Annotated in this window: 19 protein-coding genes; 9 read left to right on the forward strand and 10 right to left on the reverse strand. The window is 71.8% G+C overall.

Going from position 1 to position 19,865, the window contains the following annotated elements; translation table 11 throughout:
- Nucleotides 1–151: 151 nt before the first annotated feature.
- From Q8X39_RS05100 to Q8X39_RS05110, 3 genes are all read left to right on the forward strand, one after another.
- The gene (locus tag Q8X39_RS05100; RefSeq protein WP_305748557.1) at nt 152–775 is read left to right on the forward strand and encodes a TIGR02466 family protein; all 624 of its coding nucleotides are present in this window, start codon (nt 152–154) and stop codon (nt 773–775) included.
- Entirely contained in the window at nt 768–3,446 is a 2,679-nt protein-coding gene (locus tag Q8X39_RS05105) for a spermine/spermidine synthase domain-containing protein (protein ID WP_305748558.1), read from the forward strand. The genes Q8X39_RS05100 and Q8X39_RS05105 overlap by 8 nt, the downstream gene beginning before the upstream one ends.
- A gap of 152 nt (nt 3,447–3,598) precedes the next feature.
- The gene (locus Q8X39_RS05110; RefSeq protein WP_305748559.1) at nt 3,599–4,975 is read left to right on the forward strand and encodes a DUF5666 domain-containing protein; all 1,377 of its coding nucleotides are present in this window, start codon (nt 3,599–3,601) and stop codon (nt 4,973–4,975) included.
- Between the two features lie 38 nt (nt 4,976–5,013).
- Here Q8X39_RS05110 and Q8X39_RS05115 read toward each other — a convergent pair whose 3' ends face one another.
- A complete protein-coding gene (locus Q8X39_RS05115) occupies nt 5,014–6,339 on the reverse strand; it encodes a Do family serine endopeptidase (protein WP_305748560.1) in 1,326 nt (441 codons plus the stop codon).
- A 421-nt stretch (nt 6,340–6,760) separates the two neighbouring features.
- Nucleotides 6,761–7,498: an IS5 family transposase gene (locus Q8X39_RS05120; protein ID WP_305748561.1), complete on the reverse strand. Its 738-nt coding sequence runs from the start codon at nt 7,496–7,498 to the stop codon at nt 6,761–6,763.
- A gap of 318 nt (nt 7,499–7,816) precedes the next feature.
- On the opposite strand from Q8X39_RS05120, the gene Q8X39_RS05125 reads away from it, so the two are divergent.
- From Q8X39_RS05125 to Q8X39_RS05150, 6 genes are all read left to right on the forward strand, one after another.
- On the forward strand, nt 7,817–8,761 hold the full coding sequence (locus Q8X39_RS05125; RefSeq protein ID WP_305748562.1) for a GSU2403 family nucleotidyltransferase fold protein: 945 nt from the start codon (nt 7,817–7,819) through the stop codon (nt 8,759–8,761).
- Between the two features lie 127 nt (nt 8,762–8,888).
- A complete protein-coding gene (locus Q8X39_RS05130; RefSeq protein ID WP_305748563.1) occupies nt 8,889–9,284 on the forward strand; it encodes a hypothetical protein in 396 nt (131 codons plus the stop codon).
- Nucleotides 9,285–9,404: 120 nt separating this feature from the next.
- Nucleotides 9,405–9,830, forward strand: coding sequence for a hypothetical protein (locus tag Q8X39_RS05135; RefSeq protein ID WP_305748564.1), 426 nt, complete (start codon nt 9,405–9,407; stop codon nt 9,828–9,830).
- Nucleotides 9,831–9,914: 84 nt separating this feature from the next.
- Nucleotides 9,915–10,853 carry a class I SAM-dependent methyltransferase gene (locus Q8X39_RS05140; protein WP_305748565.1) on the forward strand — a complete coding sequence of 313 codons (939 nt, stop codon included), beginning with the start codon at nt 9,915–9,917 and terminating at the stop codon, nt 10,851–10,853.
- Nucleotides 10,854–10,892: 39 nt separating this feature from the next.
- The gene (locus Q8X39_RS05145) at nt 10,893–11,603 is read left to right on the forward strand and encodes a glutathione S-transferase N-terminal domain-containing protein (protein WP_305748566.1); all 711 of its coding nucleotides are present in this window, start codon (nt 10,893–10,895) and stop codon (nt 11,601–11,603) included.
- A gap of 97 nt (nt 11,604–11,700) precedes the next feature.
- Complete coding sequence (locus Q8X39_RS05150; RefSeq protein ID WP_305748567.1) at nt 11,701–13,272, forward strand: 3,4-dehydroadipyl-CoA semialdehyde dehydrogenase; 1,572 nt, start codon at nt 11,701–11,703, stop codon at nt 13,270–13,272.
- On the opposite strand, the gene Q8X39_RS05155 is transcribed toward Q8X39_RS05150, so the two are convergent.
- The 8 genes from Q8X39_RS05155 to Q8X39_RS05190 form a co-directional block, all read right to left on the reverse strand.
- Nucleotides 13,235–13,543, reverse strand: coding sequence for a hypothetical protein (locus Q8X39_RS05155; protein ID WP_305748568.1), 309 nt, complete (start codon nt 13,541–13,543; stop codon nt 13,235–13,237). The genes Q8X39_RS05150 and Q8X39_RS05155 overlap by 38 nt on opposite strands.
- Nucleotides 13,544–13,592: 49 nt before the next feature.
- The gene (gene fghA, locus Q8X39_RS05160; RefSeq protein WP_305748569.1) at nt 13,593–14,459 is read right to left on the reverse strand and encodes an S-formylglutathione hydrolase; all 867 of its coding nucleotides are present in this window, start codon (nt 14,457–14,459) and stop codon (nt 13,593–13,595) included.
- Between the two features lie 2 nt (nt 14,460–14,461).
- Nucleotides 14,462–15,580, reverse strand: a complete 1,119-nt coding sequence (locus Q8X39_RS05165; protein WP_305748570.1) for an S-(hydroxymethyl)glutathione dehydrogenase/class III alcohol dehydrogenase — start codon at nt 15,578–15,580, stop codon at nt 14,462–14,464.
- Nucleotides 15,581–15,718: 138 nt separating this feature from the next.
- The gene (locus Q8X39_RS05170) at nt 15,719–16,546 is read right to left on the reverse strand and encodes a TOBE domain-containing protein (protein WP_305748571.1); all 828 of its coding nucleotides are present in this window, start codon (nt 16,544–16,546) and stop codon (nt 15,719–15,721) included.
- On the reverse strand, nt 16,543–17,283 hold the full coding sequence (locus Q8X39_RS05175; protein WP_305748572.1) for a sulfate/molybdate ABC transporter ATP-binding protein: 741 nt from the start codon (nt 17,281–17,283) through the stop codon (nt 16,543–16,545). The genes Q8X39_RS05170 and Q8X39_RS05175 overlap by 4 nt, the downstream gene beginning before the upstream one ends.
- Before the next feature lie 10 nt (nt 17,284–17,293).
- The gene (modB, locus tag Q8X39_RS05180; RefSeq protein WP_305748573.1) at nt 17,294–17,968 is read right to left on the reverse strand and encodes a molybdate ABC transporter permease subunit; all 675 of its coding nucleotides are present in this window, start codon (nt 17,966–17,968) and stop codon (nt 17,294–17,296) included.
- Between the two features lie 57 nt (nt 17,969–18,025).
- Nucleotides 18,026–18,790 (reverse strand): molybdate ABC transporter substrate-binding protein, encoded by a 765-nt coding sequence (gene modA / locus Q8X39_RS05185; RefSeq protein ID WP_305748574.1) that lies wholly within the window; start codon nt 18,788–18,790, stop codon nt 18,026–18,028.
- A 69-nt stretch (nt 18,791–18,859) separates the two neighbouring features.
- The gene (locus Q8X39_RS05190) at nt 18,860–19,837 is read right to left on the reverse strand and encodes a LysR family transcriptional regulator (protein ID WP_305748575.1); all 978 of its coding nucleotides are present in this window, start codon (nt 19,835–19,837) and stop codon (nt 18,860–18,862) included.
- Between the last annotated feature and the right edge of the window lie 28 nt (nt 19,838–19,865).

Here is a 19,865-nt window from a genome sequence, read left to right on the forward strand (position 1 = left end):
AGACTCCTCGAAGTCGAAAACTTGAGATGGGCTCGTAGAGGTCGTTTCGGTTTTGCCGGACCCTAGGTCGGGACCGTGACGCTGACGTGACCAACCTTGTCGCGCGCCGGCCGCATGGACGCTGCGCGAGGTGCTCCGGACAATCCGTGGCATGCAAGACGTGATCGGCCTCTTCCCCACCCCGCTGCTGCGCATCCCGGATGCCATCGGACCGGCCCTCTGCCAGGGCCTCGTGACGCACTTCAGCGCCCAGGCCGACCGCGAGAACAACGCGTCGGCGAACCTGTCCCACACGGCGATGCTCAAGCCCTCGGACAGCCCCCTGCTGGTCGAGGTGGCGCAGGCGGTCACGCCGCACCTGAGCGAGTTCGGCGTGCTGCTGTTCGGCGAGCGGCTGGGCTGGTCGCTCAAGGAGATGTGGGTCAACGTGCTCGAACGCGGCGGTCGCCAGGCCATGCACAACCACGCCAACAGCTTCATCTCCGGCGTGGTCTACCTGACGCCGACGCACCCCGACGCGCGCACCGTCTTCATGAAGTCGCCCGGCAGCACCGACTTCGCCTTCCGCAACGACCACGCCGGCACCGTGACCGGCCCGTACAACGCCGACAAGTGGATCAGCCCGCAGCCCGAGCCGGGCTCGATGGTGCTGTTCCCGAGCTACCTGATGCACGCGGTGCCGCCCAACCCGGGCGAGCGCCGCATCTCGCTGGCCTTCAACGCCATCCCGACGCGGCTGGATTCGTGGGGCTACACGGTGTCCTTCAGTGGCTGAGGCCGGCCGGCTGCCGGACCGCCGGCTCGCGCTGGCGGTGCTGCTGACGACCCTGTCGGGCTGTGCCGCGCTCGGTGACCAGATCGTCTGGACCCGCCAGGGCAGCCTCTGGCTCGGCCAGGAGACCGCCGCGGTGCTGGCGGTGCTGGCGGCCTTCTTCGGCGGGCTGGCGCTGGGCGGGCTGGCGCTCGGCCCGAGGCTGGCCGGCAGCCGGCATCCGGCGCGCTGGTATGTCGGCCTGGAGCTGCTGATCGCGCTCTGGTGCGTCGCGCTGGCGCTGTGGCAGGCACCGGTCAGCCGCTGGATGCTCGACCTGATCGGCGACCGGCCCGGCCCGCTGTGGCACGCGCTGGTCGCCTTCGTCGGCACCTTCGTGCTGCTGCTGCCGGCCACCGCCGCGATGGGCGCGACGCTGCCGGCGATGGAGCGCCTGCTGGGCCTGCACGACCCGGTCGACGGCCGCGCCCATCCTGGCCTGCCCGCGCTCTACGCCGGCAACACCCTCGGTGGCGTGCTCGGCGTGCTCGCCGCCGCCTTCTGGTGGGTGCCGGCCTGGGGCCTCGGCCGCAGCGCGCTGCTGTGTGCCGCGCTCAACGTGGTCTGCGCGGCCGGTGCCTGTTGGCTGGCCCGGACCGGGGCGACGGTGCATGGATTGAAACGCGCGGCCGCGCCCGTGGCCAGCGCTCCCGGCCGCGCGTCGCCCGGCACCTTCGGCCATCCGGCCGCCGTGCTCGCCTGGACCGGCCTGCTGGGCATCGGCCACGAGGTGCTGGTGGTGCGGGTGCTGACCCAGGTGACCGAGAACACCGTCTACACCTACGCGCTGCTGCTGGCGGTCTACCTCGTCTGCACCGCCGCTGGCGCGGCCCTGTTGCAGCGGGTCCGTCCGCCCGAGGACGACACCGCCATGCAGCGCCGCTCGATGCAGCTGGCGCTGGCGCTGGCCTGGGCCTGCCTGCTGTCGGGACTGGCGCTGTGGGGGGCGGGCTGGATCCGCGCCCAGGCGGGCATCGCCTTCGGAGCCGGCCTCGGCGCGGCGCTGCGGGCCGAGGCGCTGCTGGCGCTGGCCGCCTTCGGCCTGCCGGCGCTGGCGATGGGCGCGCAGTTCGCGCACCTGGCGATGCAGGCGCGACGCCGCGGCCTGGACCTGGGCCGCGCCTTTGCCGCCAACACCGGCGCGGCCGCGCTGGCGCCGCTGGCGGTGGGCGTGGTCCTGATCCCGCTGCTGGGCAGCGCCTGGACCTGGCTGCTGATCGTCGCCGGCTACCTGCTGCTGGCCCAGCGCAGCGCGGCGGCCTTGCCGGGCCAGCGGCCCTGGCGCGGGATCGCCGTGCCGGCCGTCGCCTGGGCGCTGGTGGCCGTCTGGGCGCCGCCGCTGGCCCTTGTCGACGTCCCCGAAGGCGGCCAGCTGCTGAGCCACCGCGAAGGCCCGGCCGCCGCCGTCAGCGTGGTCGAGGACGCCGGTGGCGTGCGCACCCTGCGCATCGACAACCGCCAGCAGGAAGGCAGCAGCGCGACCCGGCTGGCCGACGGCCGCCAGGCCCTGCTGCCGCTGCTGCTGCACCCCGCACCGCGAACGGCGCTGTTCCTGGGCCTGGGCACCGGCGTGACCGCATCGACCGCCGCCAACGACCCGGCGCTGCAGGTCGACGTGGTCGAGCTGCTGCCGGAGGTGATCGAGGCCATGCCCTGGTTCGCGGCCCACGACGGCAGTCCCGGTGCGGCCCGGCTGCGCGTGCAGGCGGCCGACGCGCGCCGCCATGTGCGGGTCTCGCGCCAGTCGCACGACGTCATCGTGGCCGACAACTTCCACCCGGCCCGCAGCGGCTCGGGTGCGCTCTACACCGTCGAGCACTTCCAGTCGGTCGACCAGCGCCTCGCGCCCGGCGGCCTGTTCTGCCAGTGGCTGCCGCTGCACCAGCTCGACCTGGGCAGCCTGCGCAGCATCGTGCGCAGCTTCCTGACGGTCTGGCCCGAAGGCGTCGCGGTGATCGCCACCCACAGCCTGTCGACGCCGGTGCTGGGCCTGATCGGCCGGCGCGACGGCCTGCGGATCGACCCGGCCGCCTTGCACCAACGGCTGGCCGATGCGGCGGCCGGCCTGCAGCCCGCCCGCCACGGCTACGTCGATGAACTGGCCCTGCTGGGCAGCGTGGTGGCGACGCCCGACGCGCTGGCCGCCTGGTCACGCGATGCCGAGCCGAACACCGACGACCACCCGGTCGTCGCCCACCTCGCGCCACGCATCACCTACGCACCCGATTCGCGCCCGGCCGACCGCCTGCTGGCGCTGCTGGGCGAGTGGCAGGTCAGCCCCGGCCGGCTGCTGGTGGACGGTGCCGACGCGGGCCTGACGTCGCGTCTCCTGGCCTACCGCCAGGCGCGTGACCGCTACCTGCAGATCGGCCGCGACGCCCGAGCGCTGGCCGACGTGCGCCGCATGCTGGCCCAGGTCGGCGAGCCCTTGCGCCAGGTGCTGGCCCTCAGCCCGGACTTCCGCCCGGCCTACGACCCGCTGCTGCGCATGGCCGACGCACTGGTTGCCGTCGACCCCGCGGCCGGCCGGGCGCTGCTGGCCGACCTGGTGCGGCTGCAGCCGGCCTGGCCGGAAGCGGGCGAGCGCCTGAAGGCGCTGGCGGCGATGCCCGCCGATCCGGTCGACGCCCGCTGACCTCGCGGGGTCATCCCGCCACCCTTGGAGCTGCCTTAACGGGATCGACTTTCCCGGGACTTGGCCTTGCTGGTCGTGGGTTGAAATGGGATGATTTCCCACATGCAGGGAGGCAAGTGCTTCTTTTGCCCCAACCCCACCGGAGTCACACCATGTCCCATGTCCCCCAGCTACCTGCCTCGCGCGGCCGATCCTTCGCGCTGACCGGCATCGCCGTGGCCACTTCCCTGGTCCTCGTGGCCTGCGGCGGCGGCGCGTCCAACGGCACCGGCGCGTCGGCCAGCGGCTCGACGGCGGCCGGCACGATCAGCGGCTTCGGCTCGGTGATCACCAACGGCGTCCGCTACGAACTGAACGGCACCACCCTCGTCGACGAGAGCACCGGCACGACGACCACCTGCAGCGACAACCTCGGCAACTGCGGCCTGAAGATGGGCATGGAGGTCGAGATCGAGGCCGACGACGTCCGCCGCAGCAGCGACGGTTCCACGCCGAGCGCCGATGCGAAGGCCATCCACGTCGGTTCCTCGATCCTCGGCCCGGTCACCTCGGTGGCCGCCGACGGCAATTCGATCGTCGTGCTGGGCCAGTCGATCGCCCTGACCACCAACACGCGCTTCGAGGGCGGCATCCAGCCCGTCGCGGGCCAGGTGGTCGAGGTCCATGGCCTGCTCGACCGGTCGGTCACGCCGGTGCGCTTGTCGGCCAGCCTGGTCGAGGTCAAGTCGGGCCCGGTCAGCAGCTACCGCCTGCGCGGTCGCTTCGACAAGGCGGCGGGCACCATCGGTGGCGAGCCGATGTCCTTCGCCACCCTGACCGGCGAGGACCTGGCGCGCTACGCGGCGGCGATCGATGGCCAGGTTGTCCGGGTCAAGCTGTCGACAACGGCGGCCACGGACGGTCGCTGGGTCGTCACCGCCTTCAAGTCCGGTGAACGCCGCTACGGCTCGGCCGACCATGGCAAGCATTCAGAACAGGAAGGCTTTGTCGAATCGGTCACCACCGCCACGCCGGCAGGCGCGACCGCGCCGGTGGTGACCGGTCTGGTCGTGAACGGCAACGCCATCACGGTGCCGGCCGGCTTCCTCGGCCTGGAGGGCGGCAGCCTGGACCAGCTGGTGGTCGGCGCCCGGGTCGAGGTCGAGGGCCAGGTCCTCGACGGCGCGCTGGTGGCCAGCAAGATCGAATTCAAGAAGGCCAGGAAGCGCTCCGAGCGCGGGGCCGACGATGCCTCCCAATCGCAGGAGTTTGAAATGCACGGCACGCTCGCCCTCGGCACCCAGCCGAACACCCTGGTCGTTCGTGGCCTGACCTTCGACCACAGCGACGAGGCGGCGATCCGCCTGCCCGCCGGGGTCACCCTGGCCGACGTCCTGACCTGGGCGGAGCAGGGCAAGTTCGTCGAGATCAAGGGCTACCTCATGGCCGATGGCTACACCTACAAGCTCAAGAGCATCAAGCTTGACAGCCGCCCGACGACGCCCGCCCAGGCGGCGTCGGGGGCCGCCGCGTCCGGATCGGCGACCTGAGCCGAGGTCGACCCAGCGCCTGAACGGCAGCCTGTTCGTCAGCCCAGCTGCACCGGCACGAACAGCTGCTGACCGTCGCGCGAGACCAGCAGCGCGACCTGGCGCGGGTGCTTGGCGAGCACGTCCTTGACCTGCTCCAGCCGCTCGACCGGCTGGCCGTTGAGCGAGAGCAGCACGTCGCCCGGCTCGATGCCTGCGAGCTGCGACGGGCCCGAGACCTGCTCGACCAGCAGGCCGTGGTCCAGCCCGGCGCGCTTCAGTTCCTGCCGGTTCAGCGGCCGGATCGCCAGGCCCAGCGCGCCCTGTTCCGGCGCGGCCGAGGCGCTGTCCTGCGAAGGCTCGGCACGGCCCAGCGTCACGCGCAGGTCCTCGCCCGACCTGTCGCGCCAGATCGCCAGCTTCATGCGTTCACCCGGCCGGGCCAGCCCGACCCGGCTGGACACGTCGCCGGCCACCTGCACGGGCTGGCCGTCGACCGCCGTGATCACGTCGCCCGACTTCAGCCCGGCCTTGGCGGCCGCGCTGCCCGGCATCACGCTGGCGACCAGCGCGCCGTCCGGCGCCTTCAGGCCGAAGGACGCGGCCAGCGGCGCCGACAGGTCCTGCAGCGTCACGCCCAGGCGGGCATGCTCGACCTTGCCGGACATCACGATCTGGTCCTTGACGTGCATCGCCACGTCGATCGGGATCGAGAAGGCCAGGCCCTGGAAGCCGCCGCTGCGCGAGTAGATCTGCGCGTTCACGCCGATCACGCGGCCTTCGGCATCGAACAACGGGCCGCCCGAATTGCCGGGGTTGATCGCCGCATCGGTCTGGATGAAGGGCACCACGTTCTCGCCCGGCAGCGAGCGGCCCTTGGCGCTGACGATGCCCTGCGAGGCCGTCTGCTCGAAGCCGTAGGGCGCGCCAATCGCCAGCACCCAGTCACCGACCTGGGCGCGCTGCACGTTGCCCAGCGTCACGACGGGCAGGCCGCTGGCGTCGATCTTCAGCACCGCGATGTCGGTGGCCGGATCGCTGCCCAGCACCTGGGCCGCGAACTCGCGCCGGTCCGACAGCTTGACGGTGACCTGCCGCGCGTCGCGCACCACGTGGGCATTGGTCAGCACCAGCCCGTCGGCGCTGACGATGAAGCCCGAGCCCTGGCCCCGGAACGGCTGCACACCCTGCGGCGGCAGGCGCAGGCCGGGAACGCCCCGGAAGAAGCGGAAGAACGGGTCGTCGGCCGACGGCGCGGCGTCGTTGCCGGCCTCCTCATCGCTCGCCTGCCGCAGCCCGGCGACGGTGACCCCGACGACCGCCGGTCCCTGCGTCTGCACGATCGCGCGGTAGTTCGGCACCTGCGCCGCCGGCAACGCGGCCATCGGCGCGGACGGGATCGCTGACGGGGTCGCTGACGTCGCCGCAACAGCGGTCGTCCTGTCCCGCTGCAACCAACCCGTCAACGACCACCCATCGGCCGCCCCGGCTGCCAGCGTGACAACCAACAGCATCGACGCCAGCGCGGTGGCGGTAAGTTTGCGGTTCGTGGACATGCATGTGCTCCTGTTCCAGTCCTGCGCCGACGCGGGGATCGCGTCGTGCCTGGGGGGCAGTGTGGGGAGGGGAGGTGAGGGCGGGGTGAGGGGGAGGTGAGGCGGGGGTGAAGGTGAAGGCTCAGGGACACTTCCTGAAACCCGCTCCACGTCGTTGATTGCGGCATGAGGACCGCCGGGTTCAAGCAGTCGGAGCGCAGGAGGCCGTCAACGGCCCCATTCAGGCCCCTCGCGGCGCGCCTTTTGGCCTTCAGGCAGGCCGTGCAGACGCACCTGCGCTCATGACCAGCCACGCCAGTCTTCGCGCGTTGCAGGCCGCGCACTGCAGCGTGATGGCCAGCGCCTTGCGCGCCAGCGTCATCGCGCGCACGCACTTGCCGCCCTGCTGGGCCAAGCGGGCGAAGACGTGTTCGACACGCGAGCGCATCCGGTTGATCGTGCGGTTGCGCTGCTTCAACCGGGTTTGGGCCGTCCGCCCGGGCATGGCCCGGCGCGCGATGCCATCGGCAAGCTCGTGTTGTTGCAGCGTCTGCCGGTTGGCCGCCCTGTCGTAGCCCCGGTCGGCCAGCAGGCGGTCTCGGGTGTTGGCCGCCTGCAGCACCTCGGGCAGTTGCTGGCCGTCGTCGGCGTTCGCCGGCGTGACCTTGAGCGTGCGGATGAGCTTGTAGCGCGCGTCCACGTTGCCGTGCAGCTTGTAGCCGTCGTAGCTCTTGCCGTGCTTCTGCGTCCAGCGGGCATCACGGTCGATGTGCGCCAGTCGCTTCTTGCTCCAGCCTTCAGGCGTCTGGCCCTTGTTGAGCGCTTCGCGTTCGGCGGTGTGGGCCTGCGTGATCGGTGCCTGCACGATGCTGGCGTCCACGATCTGCCCGCCGCGCGGGATGAAGCCGTGCGGCTGCAACTGCTGGCTCAGGGTCTCGAAGATCGCCCGTCCACCCAGCCCGCCTTGGGCCAGGCGCTGTCGGAAGCTCCACAGCGTGCGCGCGTCCACCCTTCTTGCGATCGGCCCGAGGGCAAGCCGCATCCACCGCTGCGGCCAACGCGTTGAAGTCCACCAGCGCATTGATCGCCACCAGCGTCTGCACGTAGCCCTCGACCTTGGCCTTGCGCTGGCGCGCCAGGGACAGGTCGTCGACCGCTTCTTCCGGGAAGATGCTCGAGGGCTTGATGCGCGGCGCGATCATGCGCCGCGTGGTGCCGGCTCATGGGCCGAGCGAACAGGGGGTTTTCGAGAAGTTCCCACACGCAAGTCCTTGTCACACAACGCTTGGCCGTATAAATTCGACTTCTGATTTCTCTACGGCCAACGATGGACTACCTACCCCTGCCGGACAACGCCGCGCGACAGTTCATCGATGCGATGACGGTGTTCAATGAGCATCGACGCGCCCGGGCGGAGGCTACCAAGCACGCCGGCGGGATGTACTGGAAGCGCCAGGCGGGCTATGAGTACCTGGTCAAGACCTTGCCGGACAACCGGCAGCGGCGCATCGGGCCTCGCAACGAGGAGACCGAGCGCACGCTGGAAGCCTTCACGCAGCGCAAGGCGGCATCCGAGTCCCGGCTTCGCTCGTTGCGCGAGGCCCTGAAGGAGGCCGAGCGGCTGAACAAGGCCCTGAAGGTCGGGCGCGTGCCTCAGCTGGTGGTGGATCTGTTGCGCACGCTCGATGAGGTCGGCCTGGGGCCGCACTTCGTCGTCGTCGGCACGCACGCGCTCTATGCCTACGAGGCTGCGGCCGGCGTCCGGATCGTGCAGGACGCGCTGGCGACGCAGGACGTGGACCTGTTGTGGGACGCCCGTCGCCGGGTCCAGTTCATCACCGATCTCGAACGCCTCGACTCGTCGATGCTGGGCATCCTGCAACGCGTCGACGCGAGCTTCCGCCGCAAGGAACTGAACAACGAGACCGCCATCAACGATCGTGGCTTCGAGGTGGACTTCCTGCGGCGTGTGCCGGTCGAAGGTGATCCACACCCCTTCCGCTTCTCGGACGACGAGGGCGATCTGTGGCCGGTGCAGGCCCTGCGCGCTTCCGTGCTGACCGATGCCCCGAAGTTCGAGCAGGTGGTGGTCTCGGCCACCGGGAAGATGGCGCTGATGCGCACCATCGATCCGACGACCTTCGTGGCTTTCAAGCGCTGGTTGAACGACGCCGCGCCGCAGCGCCCGCCGCTCAAGCGCCGACGCGATGCACGACAGGCGGACATCGTTCAAGCCCTCCTCGACGACGGCCAGCTGCTGCCTCAAGCCTGACCACCGCACCCCGCGCGTGCGCTTTGGGACGCCAGCCCGCGCCCCACGCCCCCCCGCTCCGGGATACCCACACCCGCGTTCGCCCCGCATCCCCCTAGGATGAACGCGTCACCCCGGAGCCCTCCCGATGCCTGCCCGCCGGTCCCTCGCCCTGATGCTGACGCTCGCCTGGCTGGCGACGGGGCTGCAGGCCGCACCCGCCGAGCTGACCTTGCCGAGTTGCGTCGCGGGCAGTCCGCCCATCCAGCTCCCCGTCTCCACCGAGCAAGCCCTGCTCACCCCCGCCGACCGCCAGCACTTCCAGACCGCCGCCGAGCAGCGCTATCCGCTCTACCAGCGCGGCGGGATGGTTCCGGCGCAGGTGCTGTTGCTGAAGCGGGAGGGGCGCTGGGTCTACGTGACGCTGTGGCGCCACGGGCATCGCGGGACCTGCGTCGCGGCGCTGTTCGCGGCCGAGCGCTTCGACTTCACGCCGGCCTGGCTGGCGAAGTACCGGCCAGCGCCGCTGGACGCGCTGGATTGACCGGCGGGCGGTGCTGCGTCGCGTTCCCCGAAGGACGCAAGGGATTGCGCCATCCGCCGTTCAGCCTGCCCATTCCCGGGGTGGCGGCGGATGCCCCGGAGGGCATGATCGCGGCCCATCATGTCCGACGACCTCCGCGCCCCTCCGACCCGTGCCTATGCCGGCGGCCCGACCCTGCCGGGCGAGCCGGTGCAGATCTGGATCCGCTCCAACCACCCCAGTGACCGCAGCCAGGACGTCGTCGTGACCGTCCGGCCCGGCGAGTCGCACGAAGGGCTGAGCTACGCGCACATCGCCGCCTCGCTGCAATCGCACGGCTGGGTCGACCTGCCGCGCCGGACGGCGGCGGTGGCCGAGCCGGTCGCGGTGCTGCGCGAGGTGGCCGCGGCCTATGTCGCGCGCTTCCCCGGCGAGACCGTGCCGCAGCCCTTCGCCATCGCCGACGAGGAGGTCGCCCGGGTCCTGCAGGCGGCGATCGCGGCCGGTCGGCCGGTGCCGGAAGACCACGACTGGTGGTGGTTCGTGCCGGGCGACGCGGCGGGCTGAGGCCGTCCGGGGCGAGTCGGCCACGCACCGGCAGGGCCCGGGCGGCCTGCCTAAACTCGCCGACCTCTCACGACCGATGCCCCCATGCAAGCCCTGCTCGACGCCATCGCCACGATGGCTCTGCCCACCGATGCCGTGCGCGTCTTCCACGGACGCGGGGGGCGGCATCCGGGCTGCGAGCACTGGACGCTCGACGCCTGGCCGCCGGTCTTCGTGCTGACGAGCTTCCAGCCGGTCGAGGCGTCCGAGCTGACCCGCGTCGGCGAGGCCCTCGCGCGGCGCTGGGCCGAGGTCGCGCCGACCGGCGAGACCCTGAACTGGGTCTTCCAGCAACGCCAGCCCGGAGGCCGCGTCGAGACCCGCCTGATGGCCGGCGCGGTGCCCGATCCGCATGTCGTGCACGAGGACGGCACGGCCTACCTGGTACACGTGCTCAAGGGCCAGAACCACGGCCTGTTCCTGGACATGGCGGCCGGGCGGCGCTGGGTGCGCGAGCATGTGCGGCAGTGGCCGGGCCTGAAGGTGCTGAACCTGTTCGCCTACACCTGCGCCTTCTCGGTCGTGGCGATGCAGGCCGGCGCGCGTGGCGTCGTCAACCTGGACATGGCCGACGGCGCGCTGGCGATCGGGCGGCGCAACCACACGCTCAATGGCCTGCCGGCCAGCGCGGCGGCGGGCGTCTCCTTCCTGGCCCACGACCTCTTCAATTCCTGGGGCAAGGTCGGCCGCGCCGGTCCCTACGACCTGGTCATCGTCGACCCGCCCAGCTACCAGAAGGGCAGCTTCGTCGCGACCAAGGACTACGCCCGCCTCATCCGCCGCCTGAGCGACCTGCTTGCGCCCGGCGGACATGTGCTGCTGTGCCTGAACGCGCCCGAGCTGGGCACCGGCTTCCTGACCGCGCAGATGACCGAGCTGGCGCCGTCGCTGCGCTTCGTCGAGCGGGTGGCCAACCCGCCCGCCTTTGCCGACGTCGACGACGAGCGCGCGCTGAAGGTGCTGGTCTACGCGGCGCCGGACTGAATCCCGCCCCCCCCATCCACCCACCCACGAGGACCTGCCATGAGCATGCTGGACGACTTCCCCATCACCCGCCGCTGGCCGGCGCAGCACCCGGAGCGGCTGCAGCTGTACTCGCTGCCGACGCCCAACGGCGTCAAGGTCTCGATCGCGTTGGAGGAGAGCGGCCTGGCCTACGAGCCGCACCTGGTCCGCTTCGACACCAACGACCAGATGACGCCGGAGTTCCTGTCGCTCAACCCGAACAACAAGATCCCCGCCATCCTCGATCCGGACGGCCCGGGCGGGCGGCCGCTGGCGCTGTTCGAGTCCGGCGCGATCCTGGTCTACCTGGCCGACAAGACCGGCCAGCTGATGCCGCTGGACCCGGCGCGGCGCTACGAGACGCTGCAGTGGCTGATGTTCCAGATGGGCGGCATCGGGCCGATGTTTGGCCAGCTCGGCTTCTTCCACAAGTTCGCCGGCAAGGACTACGAGGACAAGCGCCCGCGCGACCGCTACGTGGCCGAGTCGCGCCGCCTGCTGGGCGTGCTGGACCAGCGGCTGCGCGGCCGCGCCTGGGTCATGGGCGACGACTACACGGTGGCCGACATCGCCATCCTCCCGTGGGTCAACAACCTGGTCGGCTTCTACGGCGCGGGCGAACGGGTCGGCTGGGCCGACTTCCCCGAGGTGCAACGCGTGCTGGCCGCCTTCCTGGCCCGTCCGGCGGTGCAGCGTGGCCTGAACATCCCGGCCCGGCCGGCGGCCTGAGCGTCGAACGGCGGCAACAAGATGAACTATGTTGCCTAGTTGACGTAGTGATGCATTAAAGTTCCGGTCATCCGCCCACCGCATGCAAGGAACCGCGATGACCGAACTCCTCCCCAACTTCGTCCACGGCGCCTGGGTCACCGGCACCGGCGCCGGCACCCCGCTGGTCGATCCCGTCACCGGCGCCGAGCTGGTGCGGGTCTCCAGCGCCGGGCTGGACCTGCCGCGCGCCTTCGCCTTCGCCCGTGAACAGGGCGGGGCGGCGCTGCGGGCCATGACCTTCGGCCAGCGCGCCGAGCGGCTGGCGGCCATCGCCAAGCTGCTGCAGTCCCACCGCGAGGCCTACGGCGCGATCGCGCTGGCCGACTCAGGCACCACGGCGGCCGACACGGCGGTCGATGTGGACGGCGGGATCTACACGCTGGGCCAGTACGCCCGCTGGGGCGCGAAGCTGGGCGACGCGAAGGCGCTGCTGGACGGTGGCGCGACGCCGATGAGCAAGGACGGCGTGTTCCAGTCCCAGCACCTGCTGGTGCCCACGCGTGGCGTCGCGCTGTTCATCAACGCCTTCAACTTTCCGAGCTGGGGCCTGTGGGAGAAGGCCGCGCCGGCGCTGCTGGCCGGCGTGCCGGTGATCGTCAAGCCGGCCACCGCGACCGCCTGGCTGACCCAGCGCATGGTCGCCGACGTGGTCGCCAGCGGCCTGCTGCCCGAGGGCGCGCTGTCGGTCATCTGCGGCAGCTCGGCCGGGCTGCTGGATCAGCTCCAGCCCTTCGACGTGCTGAGCTTCACCGGCTCGGCGCAGACGGCCGAGCTGATCCGCTCGCATCCGGCGGTGGTCAGGCATTCGGTGCGCGTCAACATCGAGGCCGACAGCCTCAACTCGGCCCTGCTGATGCCCGGCGCGAGCGACGAGGCCCAGGCCCTGTTCGTGCGCGAGGTGGTGCGCGAGATGACGGTCAAGTCCGGCCAGAAGTGCACCGCGATCCGCCGTGCGCTGGTGCCGCAGGACCGCTACGAGTCGATCGGCGCGGCCATCGCCGCGAAGCTCGCCGGCATCACCACCGGCGACCCGCGCGACGCGTCGGTGCGCATGGGCGCGCTGGTCAGCCGCGAGCAGTTCGACGCCGTGCAGGCCGGCATCGTCGAACTGGCGACGCAGGCCCGCGTGCTGTTCGACGGCCGTCGCCAGCCCCTGGTCGGTGCCGACCCGGCCGTCTCGGCCTGCCTGGCGCCGACGCTGCTGGCCTGTGACGACCCGGACGGCTCGGACCTCGTCCACCGCGTCGAGGTCTTCGGCCCGGTGGCCACGCTGATGCCCTACCGCGACCTGGCCCACGCCCAGGCGCTGATCGCCCGCGGCGAAGGCTCGCTGGTGTGTTCGCTCTACGGTGACACGGACGGTGAACATGCCTCCGCACTGGCGGCCTGCGCAACCGAGCTGGCGGCCTGCCACGGCCGCGTCCACATCGTCAGCCCGTCGGTGGCGACGACCCAGACGGGGCACGGCAACGTCATGCCGCAGTCCCTGCACGGCGGCCCCGGCCGGGCCGGCGGTGGCGAGGAACTCGGCGGACTTCGTGCGCTCGGCTTCTACCTGCGCCGCGCGGCGGTGCAGGCCGACGGCGCGGTCATCCAGTCGCTGGGCGCCTTGCCGCTGACGGTCTGAGCGCCGTCCGGCGGCCCGCGCCGCATCGCTTGCACGCGTCCAGCTCGAAGCGGTAGCCGACGCCGTCGATCACGAGCTGACCGGGAAGCTGCTGCGCGAGCGTGCCGACCTCCAGGGCCTCGATGTCTCCGGCGGTGGCGTCCAGAGGACGCTGGCGATCTCCCACCCCTTCGACCGCCGGGCTGACGAGATCGTCGCGGCCACGCTGCATGCCCGCAAGGCCGCCACCGAGCCGGGCAGCCGAGCGGTGCAGGTGCCGTTCGAGCTCCACACGCGCGAGAACCTGTGATCGGCCGCGCCCTTGCGGCGCGGCCGGCGCCTCAACCCCGCAGCTGCTGCGCGTGGTGCCTCAGGTGGTCGTCGATGAAGCTGGCGATGAAGTAGTAGCCGTGGTCGTAGCCGGCCTGGCGGCGCAGCGTCAGCGGCTGGCCGACGGCGGCGCAGGCGGCCTCGAAGGCGTCCGGGTGCAGCTGCTCGGCCAGGAACTTGTCGGCCAGGCCCTGGTCGATCAGGATGCCGCCAGGGTAGGGCGCGGCCTTCTGCGCGGCCATCAGCAGGCTCGCGTCATGAGCCACCCAGGCCGACTCGTCCTGGCCGAGGTAGCCGGTGAAGGCCTTGCGGCCCCAGGGGCAGCGGGTCGGCGCGCAGATCGGCGCGAAGGCCGAGACGCTGCGGAACATGCCCGGATGACGCAGTGCCAGCGTCAGTGCGCCGTGGCCGCCCATCGAGTGGCCGGTCAGCCCGAGCCGATCGCCATCGAGGCCGAACTCGGCCACCACCGCCGGGATCAGCTCCTGCAGCAGGTAGCTCTCCATGCGCCAGTGACCGGCCCAGGGCGCGTGTTCGGCATCGAGGTAGAAGCCCGCGCCGACGCCGAAGTCCCAGTGGTGGTCCTCGCCGTCGACACCCGCCCCGCGCGGGCTGGTGTCGGGCATCAGCAGCGCCAGGCCCAGCTCGGCGGCCAGGCGCTGCGCGCCGGCCTTCATCGTCGCGGTCTCCTCGGTGCAGGTCAGGCCGGCGAGATAGGTCAGCAGCGGCACCTTCTGCCCCGCGACGGCCTGCGGCGGCAGGAACAGCGCGAACTTCATCGGCAGGCCGATGACGCCCGAGGCGTGCTTGAAGAAGCGCTGCACGCCGCCGAAGCAGCCGTGTTCGCTGACGGGTTCGAGGCGGTCGAAGCTCGCCATGTTCAGAACTCCACGACGGCGCGGATGGACTCGCCGCGCTTCATCAGCGCGAAGCCCTCGTTGATGTCGGCGAGCCTGAGCTTGTGGGTGATGAGGTCGTCGATGTTGATCTTGCCGTCCATGTACCAGTCGACGATCTTCGGCACGTCGGTGCGGCCACGTGCGCCGCCGAAGGCCGAGCCTTCCCACTTGCGGCCGGTCACCAGCTGGAAGGGCCGGGTGCTGATCTCGGCACCGGCCTCGGCCACGCCGATGATGATGCTGCGGCCCCAGCCCTTGTGGGTGCACTCCAGCGCGTCGCGCATGACCTTTGTGTTGCCGATGCACTCGAAGCTGTAGTCCGCGCCGCCATCGGTCAGCTGCACGATCGCGTCGACCAGCGAGCCGCCGGCAGCGGCCACGTCCTTCGGGTTGATGAAGTGGGTCATGCCGAACTTCCGGGCCATGGCTTCCCGGCCGGGGTTCAGGTCCACGCCGATGATCTTGTCGGCCCCGACCATCTTCGCGCCCTGGATCACGTTCAGGCCGATGCCGCCGAGGCCGAACACGACCACGTTGGCGCCCGCCTCGACCTTGGCGGTGAAGAGCACGGCACCGATGCCGGTGGTGACGCCGCAGCCGATGTAGCAGACCTTGTCGAAGGGCGCGTCCGGGCGGATCTTCGCCAGCGCGATCTCGGGCACGACGGTGTGGTTGGCGAAGGTGCTGGTGCCCATGTAGTGGAAGATGGGCTTGCCGTCGAGGCTGAAGCGGCTGGTCGCATCGGGCATCAGGCCCTTGCCCTGGGTGCCGCGGATGAGCTGGCACAGGTTGGTCTTGCGGCTCAGGCAGAACTTGCACTGGCGGCATTCGGGCGTGTAGAGCGGGATGACGTGGTCGCCCTTCTTCAAGGTCGTCACGCCGGGCCCGACATCGACGACGATGCCCGCGCCTTCATGGCCGAGGATGGCCGGGAAGATGCCTTCGGGGTCCGCACCCGACAGCGTGTAGTAGTCGGTGTGGCAGATGCCGGTGGCCTTGATCTCGACCAGCACCTCGCCGAAGCGCGGCCCGTCCAGATCGACCGTCTCGATGGTCAGCGGCTGGCCGGCCTTCCAGGCAACGGCGGCTTTCGTCTTCATGGTGTCTTCCTCGTGGTGTTGGTGGGGATCGGGCCGGTCGTCCAGGCCGGTCGGGCGGGGCCTGCAGCGCGCGGGATTGTGCCCAAGCGATGCCCTGCGTGGCATGACAGGCGGTTGACCCCGCCGCCGCGTTGTCCGTCAGGCCAGCACCGCCAGGATCACGTCCGAAGCCTTGACCAGCGCGACCGCCGGGATGCCTTCGGCGAGGCCCAGGGTGTCGACGCTGGCGCTGGTCACGGTGGCGACGAGCTGGCCGCCGCCGGTGAGGGCCAGCACCACCTCGGCATTGACCGCGCCGGGGCGCACGGCCGCGACGGTGCCGGCAAGCTGGTTGCGGGCCGAGAGGCGCGCGCCGTCCAGGCCGGTGGCCAGCAGCACATGGGCCGAGGGCACCAGCACGATCACCGCGAGCTGGGTGCGCAGGCCCAGCGATTCGGTGCCGTCGCGCGGGATGATGGCGACGACGCGGGTGCCGCCGGCCAGCGTCACCTCGACCTCGTCGTTGACGGCGCCGGAACGCACGGCGGTGACGGTGCCCAGGAACTGGTTGCGCGCGGTGGTCTTCATGTTCAGGGCCTGCAGCAGCGAGTAGTCCTGGTCGAGGTCGAAGGCCTGTTCGGCCAGCATGGCGACGAAGCGCTGGTGGACCGCGTCGAGCTGCGTGTAGCGCTGCACCAGCCGTTCGCCATGCGCGGTCAGCCGGGTCGATCCGCCGCCGCGACCGCCGGTGCTGCGCTCGACCACCGGCTCGCCCGAGACCCGGTTCATCGTGTCGATCGCGTCCCAGGCGGCCTTGTAGCTCATGCCGTAGGCCTTGGCCGCCTGCGTGATCGAGCCGTGTTCGGCGACGCTGCGCAGCAGCGCGATGCGGCCGTGGCCGCCCAGGCTCTCGTCGCCCGAGGTGATCCACAGCGAGCCCTTGACCGCCAGCGGCCGGGCCTTGCTGTCGCGTCGGCGTGTCGTCATGCCGGCACCTCGTTGACCACCCGGCCGGCCTCGATCTGGACGACGTGCTGGGCCAGCGCCTGCACGTCCTCCTCGTCGTGCGTGATCAGCAGCAGCGGCAGGTCCAGCTCGGTCTGCAAGGCCAGCAGCTCGGCCCGCAGGCTGCGGCGCAGGCCGCTGTCGAGCGCGGCGAAGGGCTCGTCGAGCAGCAGCGCACGGGGCCGGATCGCCAGCGCCCGCGCGAGCGCCGTGCGCTGGCGCTGGCCGCCCGACAGCTGGTGCGGCAGCTGGCCGGCCAGCGAGCGCAGGCCGAAGGCGTCGATCCAGCGTTCGACCTCGGCATCGGCGGCCTCGCGGCCGGGGTTGAGCCAGCCGGTGCGGCGGCCGAAGGCGATGTTCTGGCGCACGCTCAGGTGCGGGAACAGCGCGTAGTCCTGGAACATCAGCCCGAAGGACCGCGCCTGCGGGCTGAGCGAGCGGCCGGCGGCGGTGTCGCAGATCTCGCGTCCGGCCACGGCGATGCGGCCGGCGTCGGGCCGGTCGATGCCGGCGATCAGGCGCAGCGTCTGCGACTTGCCGGCGCCGGACGGCCCGTGCAGCACGACCCGCCGGGCCGTGCTGCGCCACTGCACGTCGAGCGTGAAGCGGGCCTCGCCCTGGCGCAGCCGGCGTTGCAGGGCGATGTCCCAGGTCCAGGGTGATCCGGCATGAGGGGCGGGATCGGGTGTGGGATCGCGTGCGGGATGAGGTGCGTTCATGTCGGGTTCCTCAGCCCCGTGCCGCGACGCGGCCGGGCAGCAGGCGGCCGACGCTCAGCAGCACCGCCAGGCAGACCACCGAGGTGACGGCGACGAGGAAGTCGGCCGTGGCGTCCTGCCCGGCCTGGACCGCCTCGTAGACCGCCATCGACAGCGTCTGTGTCTTGCCGACGATGCTGCCGGCCACCATCAGCGTGGCACCGAACTCGCCCATCGCGCGGGCGAATGCGAGCAGCAGCCCGGCCAGGATGCCGCGCCAGGCCAGCGGCAGCGAGACGCGCAGGAAGACCGCCCACTCGCCCAGGCCGAGCGAGCGGGCGGCGTCCTCCAGCTGCGGCTCGACGGTCTCGAAGGCGGCCCGCGCGGCCTTGAAGACCAGCGGGAAGGACACCACCGCGGCGGCCAGCACGGCGGCCTGCCAGGTGAAGACCAGCCGCAGCCCGAACTGCTGCAACAACCAGCCGCCGAGCGCGCCCTGGCTGCCGATGACGACCAGCAGGTAGTAGCCCAGCACGGTCGGCGGCATGACCATGGGCAGGGTCAGCACGGCGTCGATCAGGTCACGACCGGGCAGGCGCCGGTGCGCCATCAGCCAGCCCAGGCCGACGCCCAGCAGCAGGTTCAGGGCGGTGGCCCAGCCGGCCACCTTGAGCGTCAGCGCGAGCGCGGTCCAGGCGGTGTCCATGTCGACGGGTCGGGGCTGATCGTTTCGGGCTGTTCGTTCCGGGCTGAACGGTGCCGCTCAGGGCCGGCCGAAGCCGTGCCGCGCGAACACCGCCTGCGCGGCGGGCGAGCCGAGGAAGTCGACGAAGCGGGCCGCGTCGACCGGGTTGGGCGCGCCGACCAGCGGCGCGGCCGGGTAGCGCACGGGGCTGCGGGTGGGCACGGTCAGCGCGACCTTGACCTTGTCGGGCATCAGCGCGGCATCGGTGGCGTAGACGAAGCCGGCGTCGACCTCGGCCCGCGCGACGTAGTCCAGCGCCTGGCGCACGCTGCTCGCGCCGATCATCTTGGGCTCGACGGCGCGCCACAGGCCGGCCGCCTCCAGCACGCCCTGGGTGTAGCGCCCGACCGGCACGCTGGCCGGCAGGCCGATGGCGATGCGCCCGTAGTCCGGCTGCGCCAGGTCGCCGATGGCCGCCGGCATGCGCGCCGCCCGGGCCGGCACGATGACGACCAGCGCATTGCGCACGATGTCGCGCCGCTGGGCCGCCAGCACCAGGCCGCGGGCCTGCGCCTGGTCCATCGTTTCCTGGTCGGCGCTGGCGAACACGTCGACCGGCGCACCCTTGGCGATCTGCTGCAACAGCGCCCCCGAGGCCCCGAAGTTCAGCTGCACCTGGGCACCGGGATATGCCACCTCATACAACGGTGCCACCTCGCGCAGCGCGTTCGTCAGGCTGGCGGCGGCGGAGACGGTCACCTCGGCGGCGAGTGCCTGCATGGCGATGACGAGACTGGCAAGTGTCAGGGCGGCGTGGCGCAGGCGAGGGAGCAGGGGCAGCATGACGAGGGGCGGGAGGGGCCGTGATGTCCATCAGGATACAGCGAACGACGGTCCCCCACGACCGGGGCTTCACCTCACCGACGTGTCCAGCGCGTGCGCGCCGCGCTGCAGGCGCTCGATCAGGAACTGCGTGCACAGGCGCAGGCGCACGGTCTGGTCGAGGCGGGCGGCGGTGACGGCCCAGACGTCGGCGCCCTGGTGGTAGCCGGGCAGGACGCGGACCAGCTCGCCGCGGCGCAGCTGCTCGGCGACGTCCCAGCTGGCCAGCAGGATGATTCCGCGGCCGTCCAGCGCCCAGTTGCGCACGATGTCGCTGTGGTTGGAGCCCATCGGGCCGGTGACGCGCACGGAGGCCGGGCCGTCCGGGCCGCTCAGGCGCCAGACGCCGAAGGTCTGGTGGCGCTCGCGGTAGAGCAGGCAGTCGTGGCCGGCCAGTTCGGCGAGGTTCTGCGGCAGGCCGCGCCGGGCGACGTAGGACGGCGCGGCGCAGAGCACGCGGGCGTTGCGGGCGACCGGGTGGGCGATCAGGTGCGGCTCGGCGACCTCGCCCATGCGGATGTCGATGTCGAAGCCCTCGGCCAGCAGGTCGACGCGGCGGTCGAGCAGCTCCAGCCAGATCTCCAGCCCCGGATGACGCGCCTGCAGCTCGGCCAGGATGGGCGAGACATGGTGGCGGCCCAGCCGCAGGCTGGTGCTGATGCGCAGCGGGCCGCTCAGCGTGACCGGCTCGCCGGCCGCCTCGGGCGTCATCGCCACGCTGTCCTGCAGCCGGTCGGCCGCCTCCAGCACGCGCAGCGTCCAGGCCAGTGCGGCGTCGCCGGCCTCGCTGATCAGCACCCGCCGGGTGGTGCGGTGGAACAGCGCCACGCCGAGCGCCCGCTCCAGCTCGGCCACCCGCTTGCTGACGTAGGCCGGCGACATGCCCAGCTCGGTCGCGGCGGCAACGAAGCTGGCGCGGCGCGCCACCAGCGCGAAGACGCGCAGGTGGTCGAGGTCCCAGCCCTTGGCGGGCGGCTTGGGGATCGGTGCGGGGGCGGGACGGGCCATTGGTGACGGTTCGTGAATTGAGTCGCGA

Origin of the sequence: Leptothrix discophora, assembly GCF_030705305.1 — a bacterium.
GTDB classification, from domain to species: domain Bacteria; phylum Pseudomonadota; class Gammaproteobacteria; order Burkholderiales; family Burkholderiaceae_C; genus Sphaerotilus; species Sphaerotilus discophorus.

Bases quoted from the DNA above. Each gene is read 5' to 3' on its own strand.
- Q8X39_RS05100 (WP_305748557.1), top strand. From the start codon at position 152: ATGCAAGACGTGATCGGCCTCTTCCCCACCCCGCTGCTGCGCATCCCG.
- Q8X39_RS05115 (WP_305748560.1), bottom strand. From the start codon at position 6,339: ATGGCCGCGTTGCCGGCGGCGCAGGTGCCGAACTACCGCGCGATCGTG.
- Q8X39_RS05130 (WP_305748563.1), top strand. From the start codon at position 8,889: ATGCCTGCCCGCCGGTCCCTCGCCCTGATGCTGACGCTCGCCTGGCTG.
- Q8X39_RS05190 (WP_305748575.1), bottom strand. From the start codon at position 19,837: ATGGCCCGTCCCGCCCCCGCACCGATCCCCAAGCCGCCCGCCAAGGGC.
- Q8X39_RS05140 (WP_305748565.1), top strand. From the start codon at position 9,915: ATGCAAGCCCTGCTCGACGCCATCGCCACGATGGCTCTGCCCACCGAT.
- Q8X39_RS05150 (WP_305748567.1), top strand. From the start codon at position 11,701: ATGACCGAACTCCTCCCCAACTTCGTCCACGGCGCCTGGGTCACCGGC.
- Q8X39_RS05110 (WP_305748559.1), top strand. From the start codon at position 3,599: ATGTCCCATGTCCCCCAGCTACCTGCCTCGCGCGGCCGATCCTTCGCG.
- Q8X39_RS05165 (WP_305748570.1), bottom strand. From the start codon at position 15,580: ATGAAGACGAAAGCCGCCGTTGCCTGGAAGGCCGGCCAGCCGCTGACC.
- Q8X39_RS05145 (WP_305748566.1), top strand. From the start codon at position 10,893: ATGAGCATGCTGGACGACTTCCCCATCACCCGCCGCTGGCCGGCGCAG.
- modB (WP_305748573.1), bottom strand. From the start codon at position 17,968: ATGGACACCGCCTGGACCGCGCTCGCGCTGACGCTCAAGGTGGCCGGC.
- Q8X39_RS05170 (WP_305748571.1), bottom strand. From the start codon at position 16,546: ATGACGACACGCCGACGCGACAGCAAGGCCCGGCCGCTGGCGGTCAAG.
- fghA (WP_305748569.1), bottom strand. From the start codon at position 14,459: ATGGCGAGCTTCGACCGCCTCGAACCCGTCAGCGAACACGGCTGCTTC.
- Q8X39_RS05135 (WP_305748564.1), top strand. From the start codon at position 9,405: ATGTCCGACGACCTCCGCGCCCCTCCGACCCGTGCCTATGCCGGCGGC.
- Q8X39_RS05175 (WP_305748572.1), bottom strand. From the start codon at position 17,283: ATGAACGCACCTCATCCCGCACGCGATCCCACACCCGATCCCGCCCCT.
- Q8X39_RS05125 (WP_305748562.1), top strand. From the start codon at position 7,817: ATGGACTACCTACCCCTGCCGGACAACGCCGCGCGACAGTTCATCGAT.
- modA (WP_305748574.1), bottom strand. From the start codon at position 18,790: ATGCTGCCCCTGCTCCCTCGCCTGCGCCACGCCGCCCTGACACTTGCC.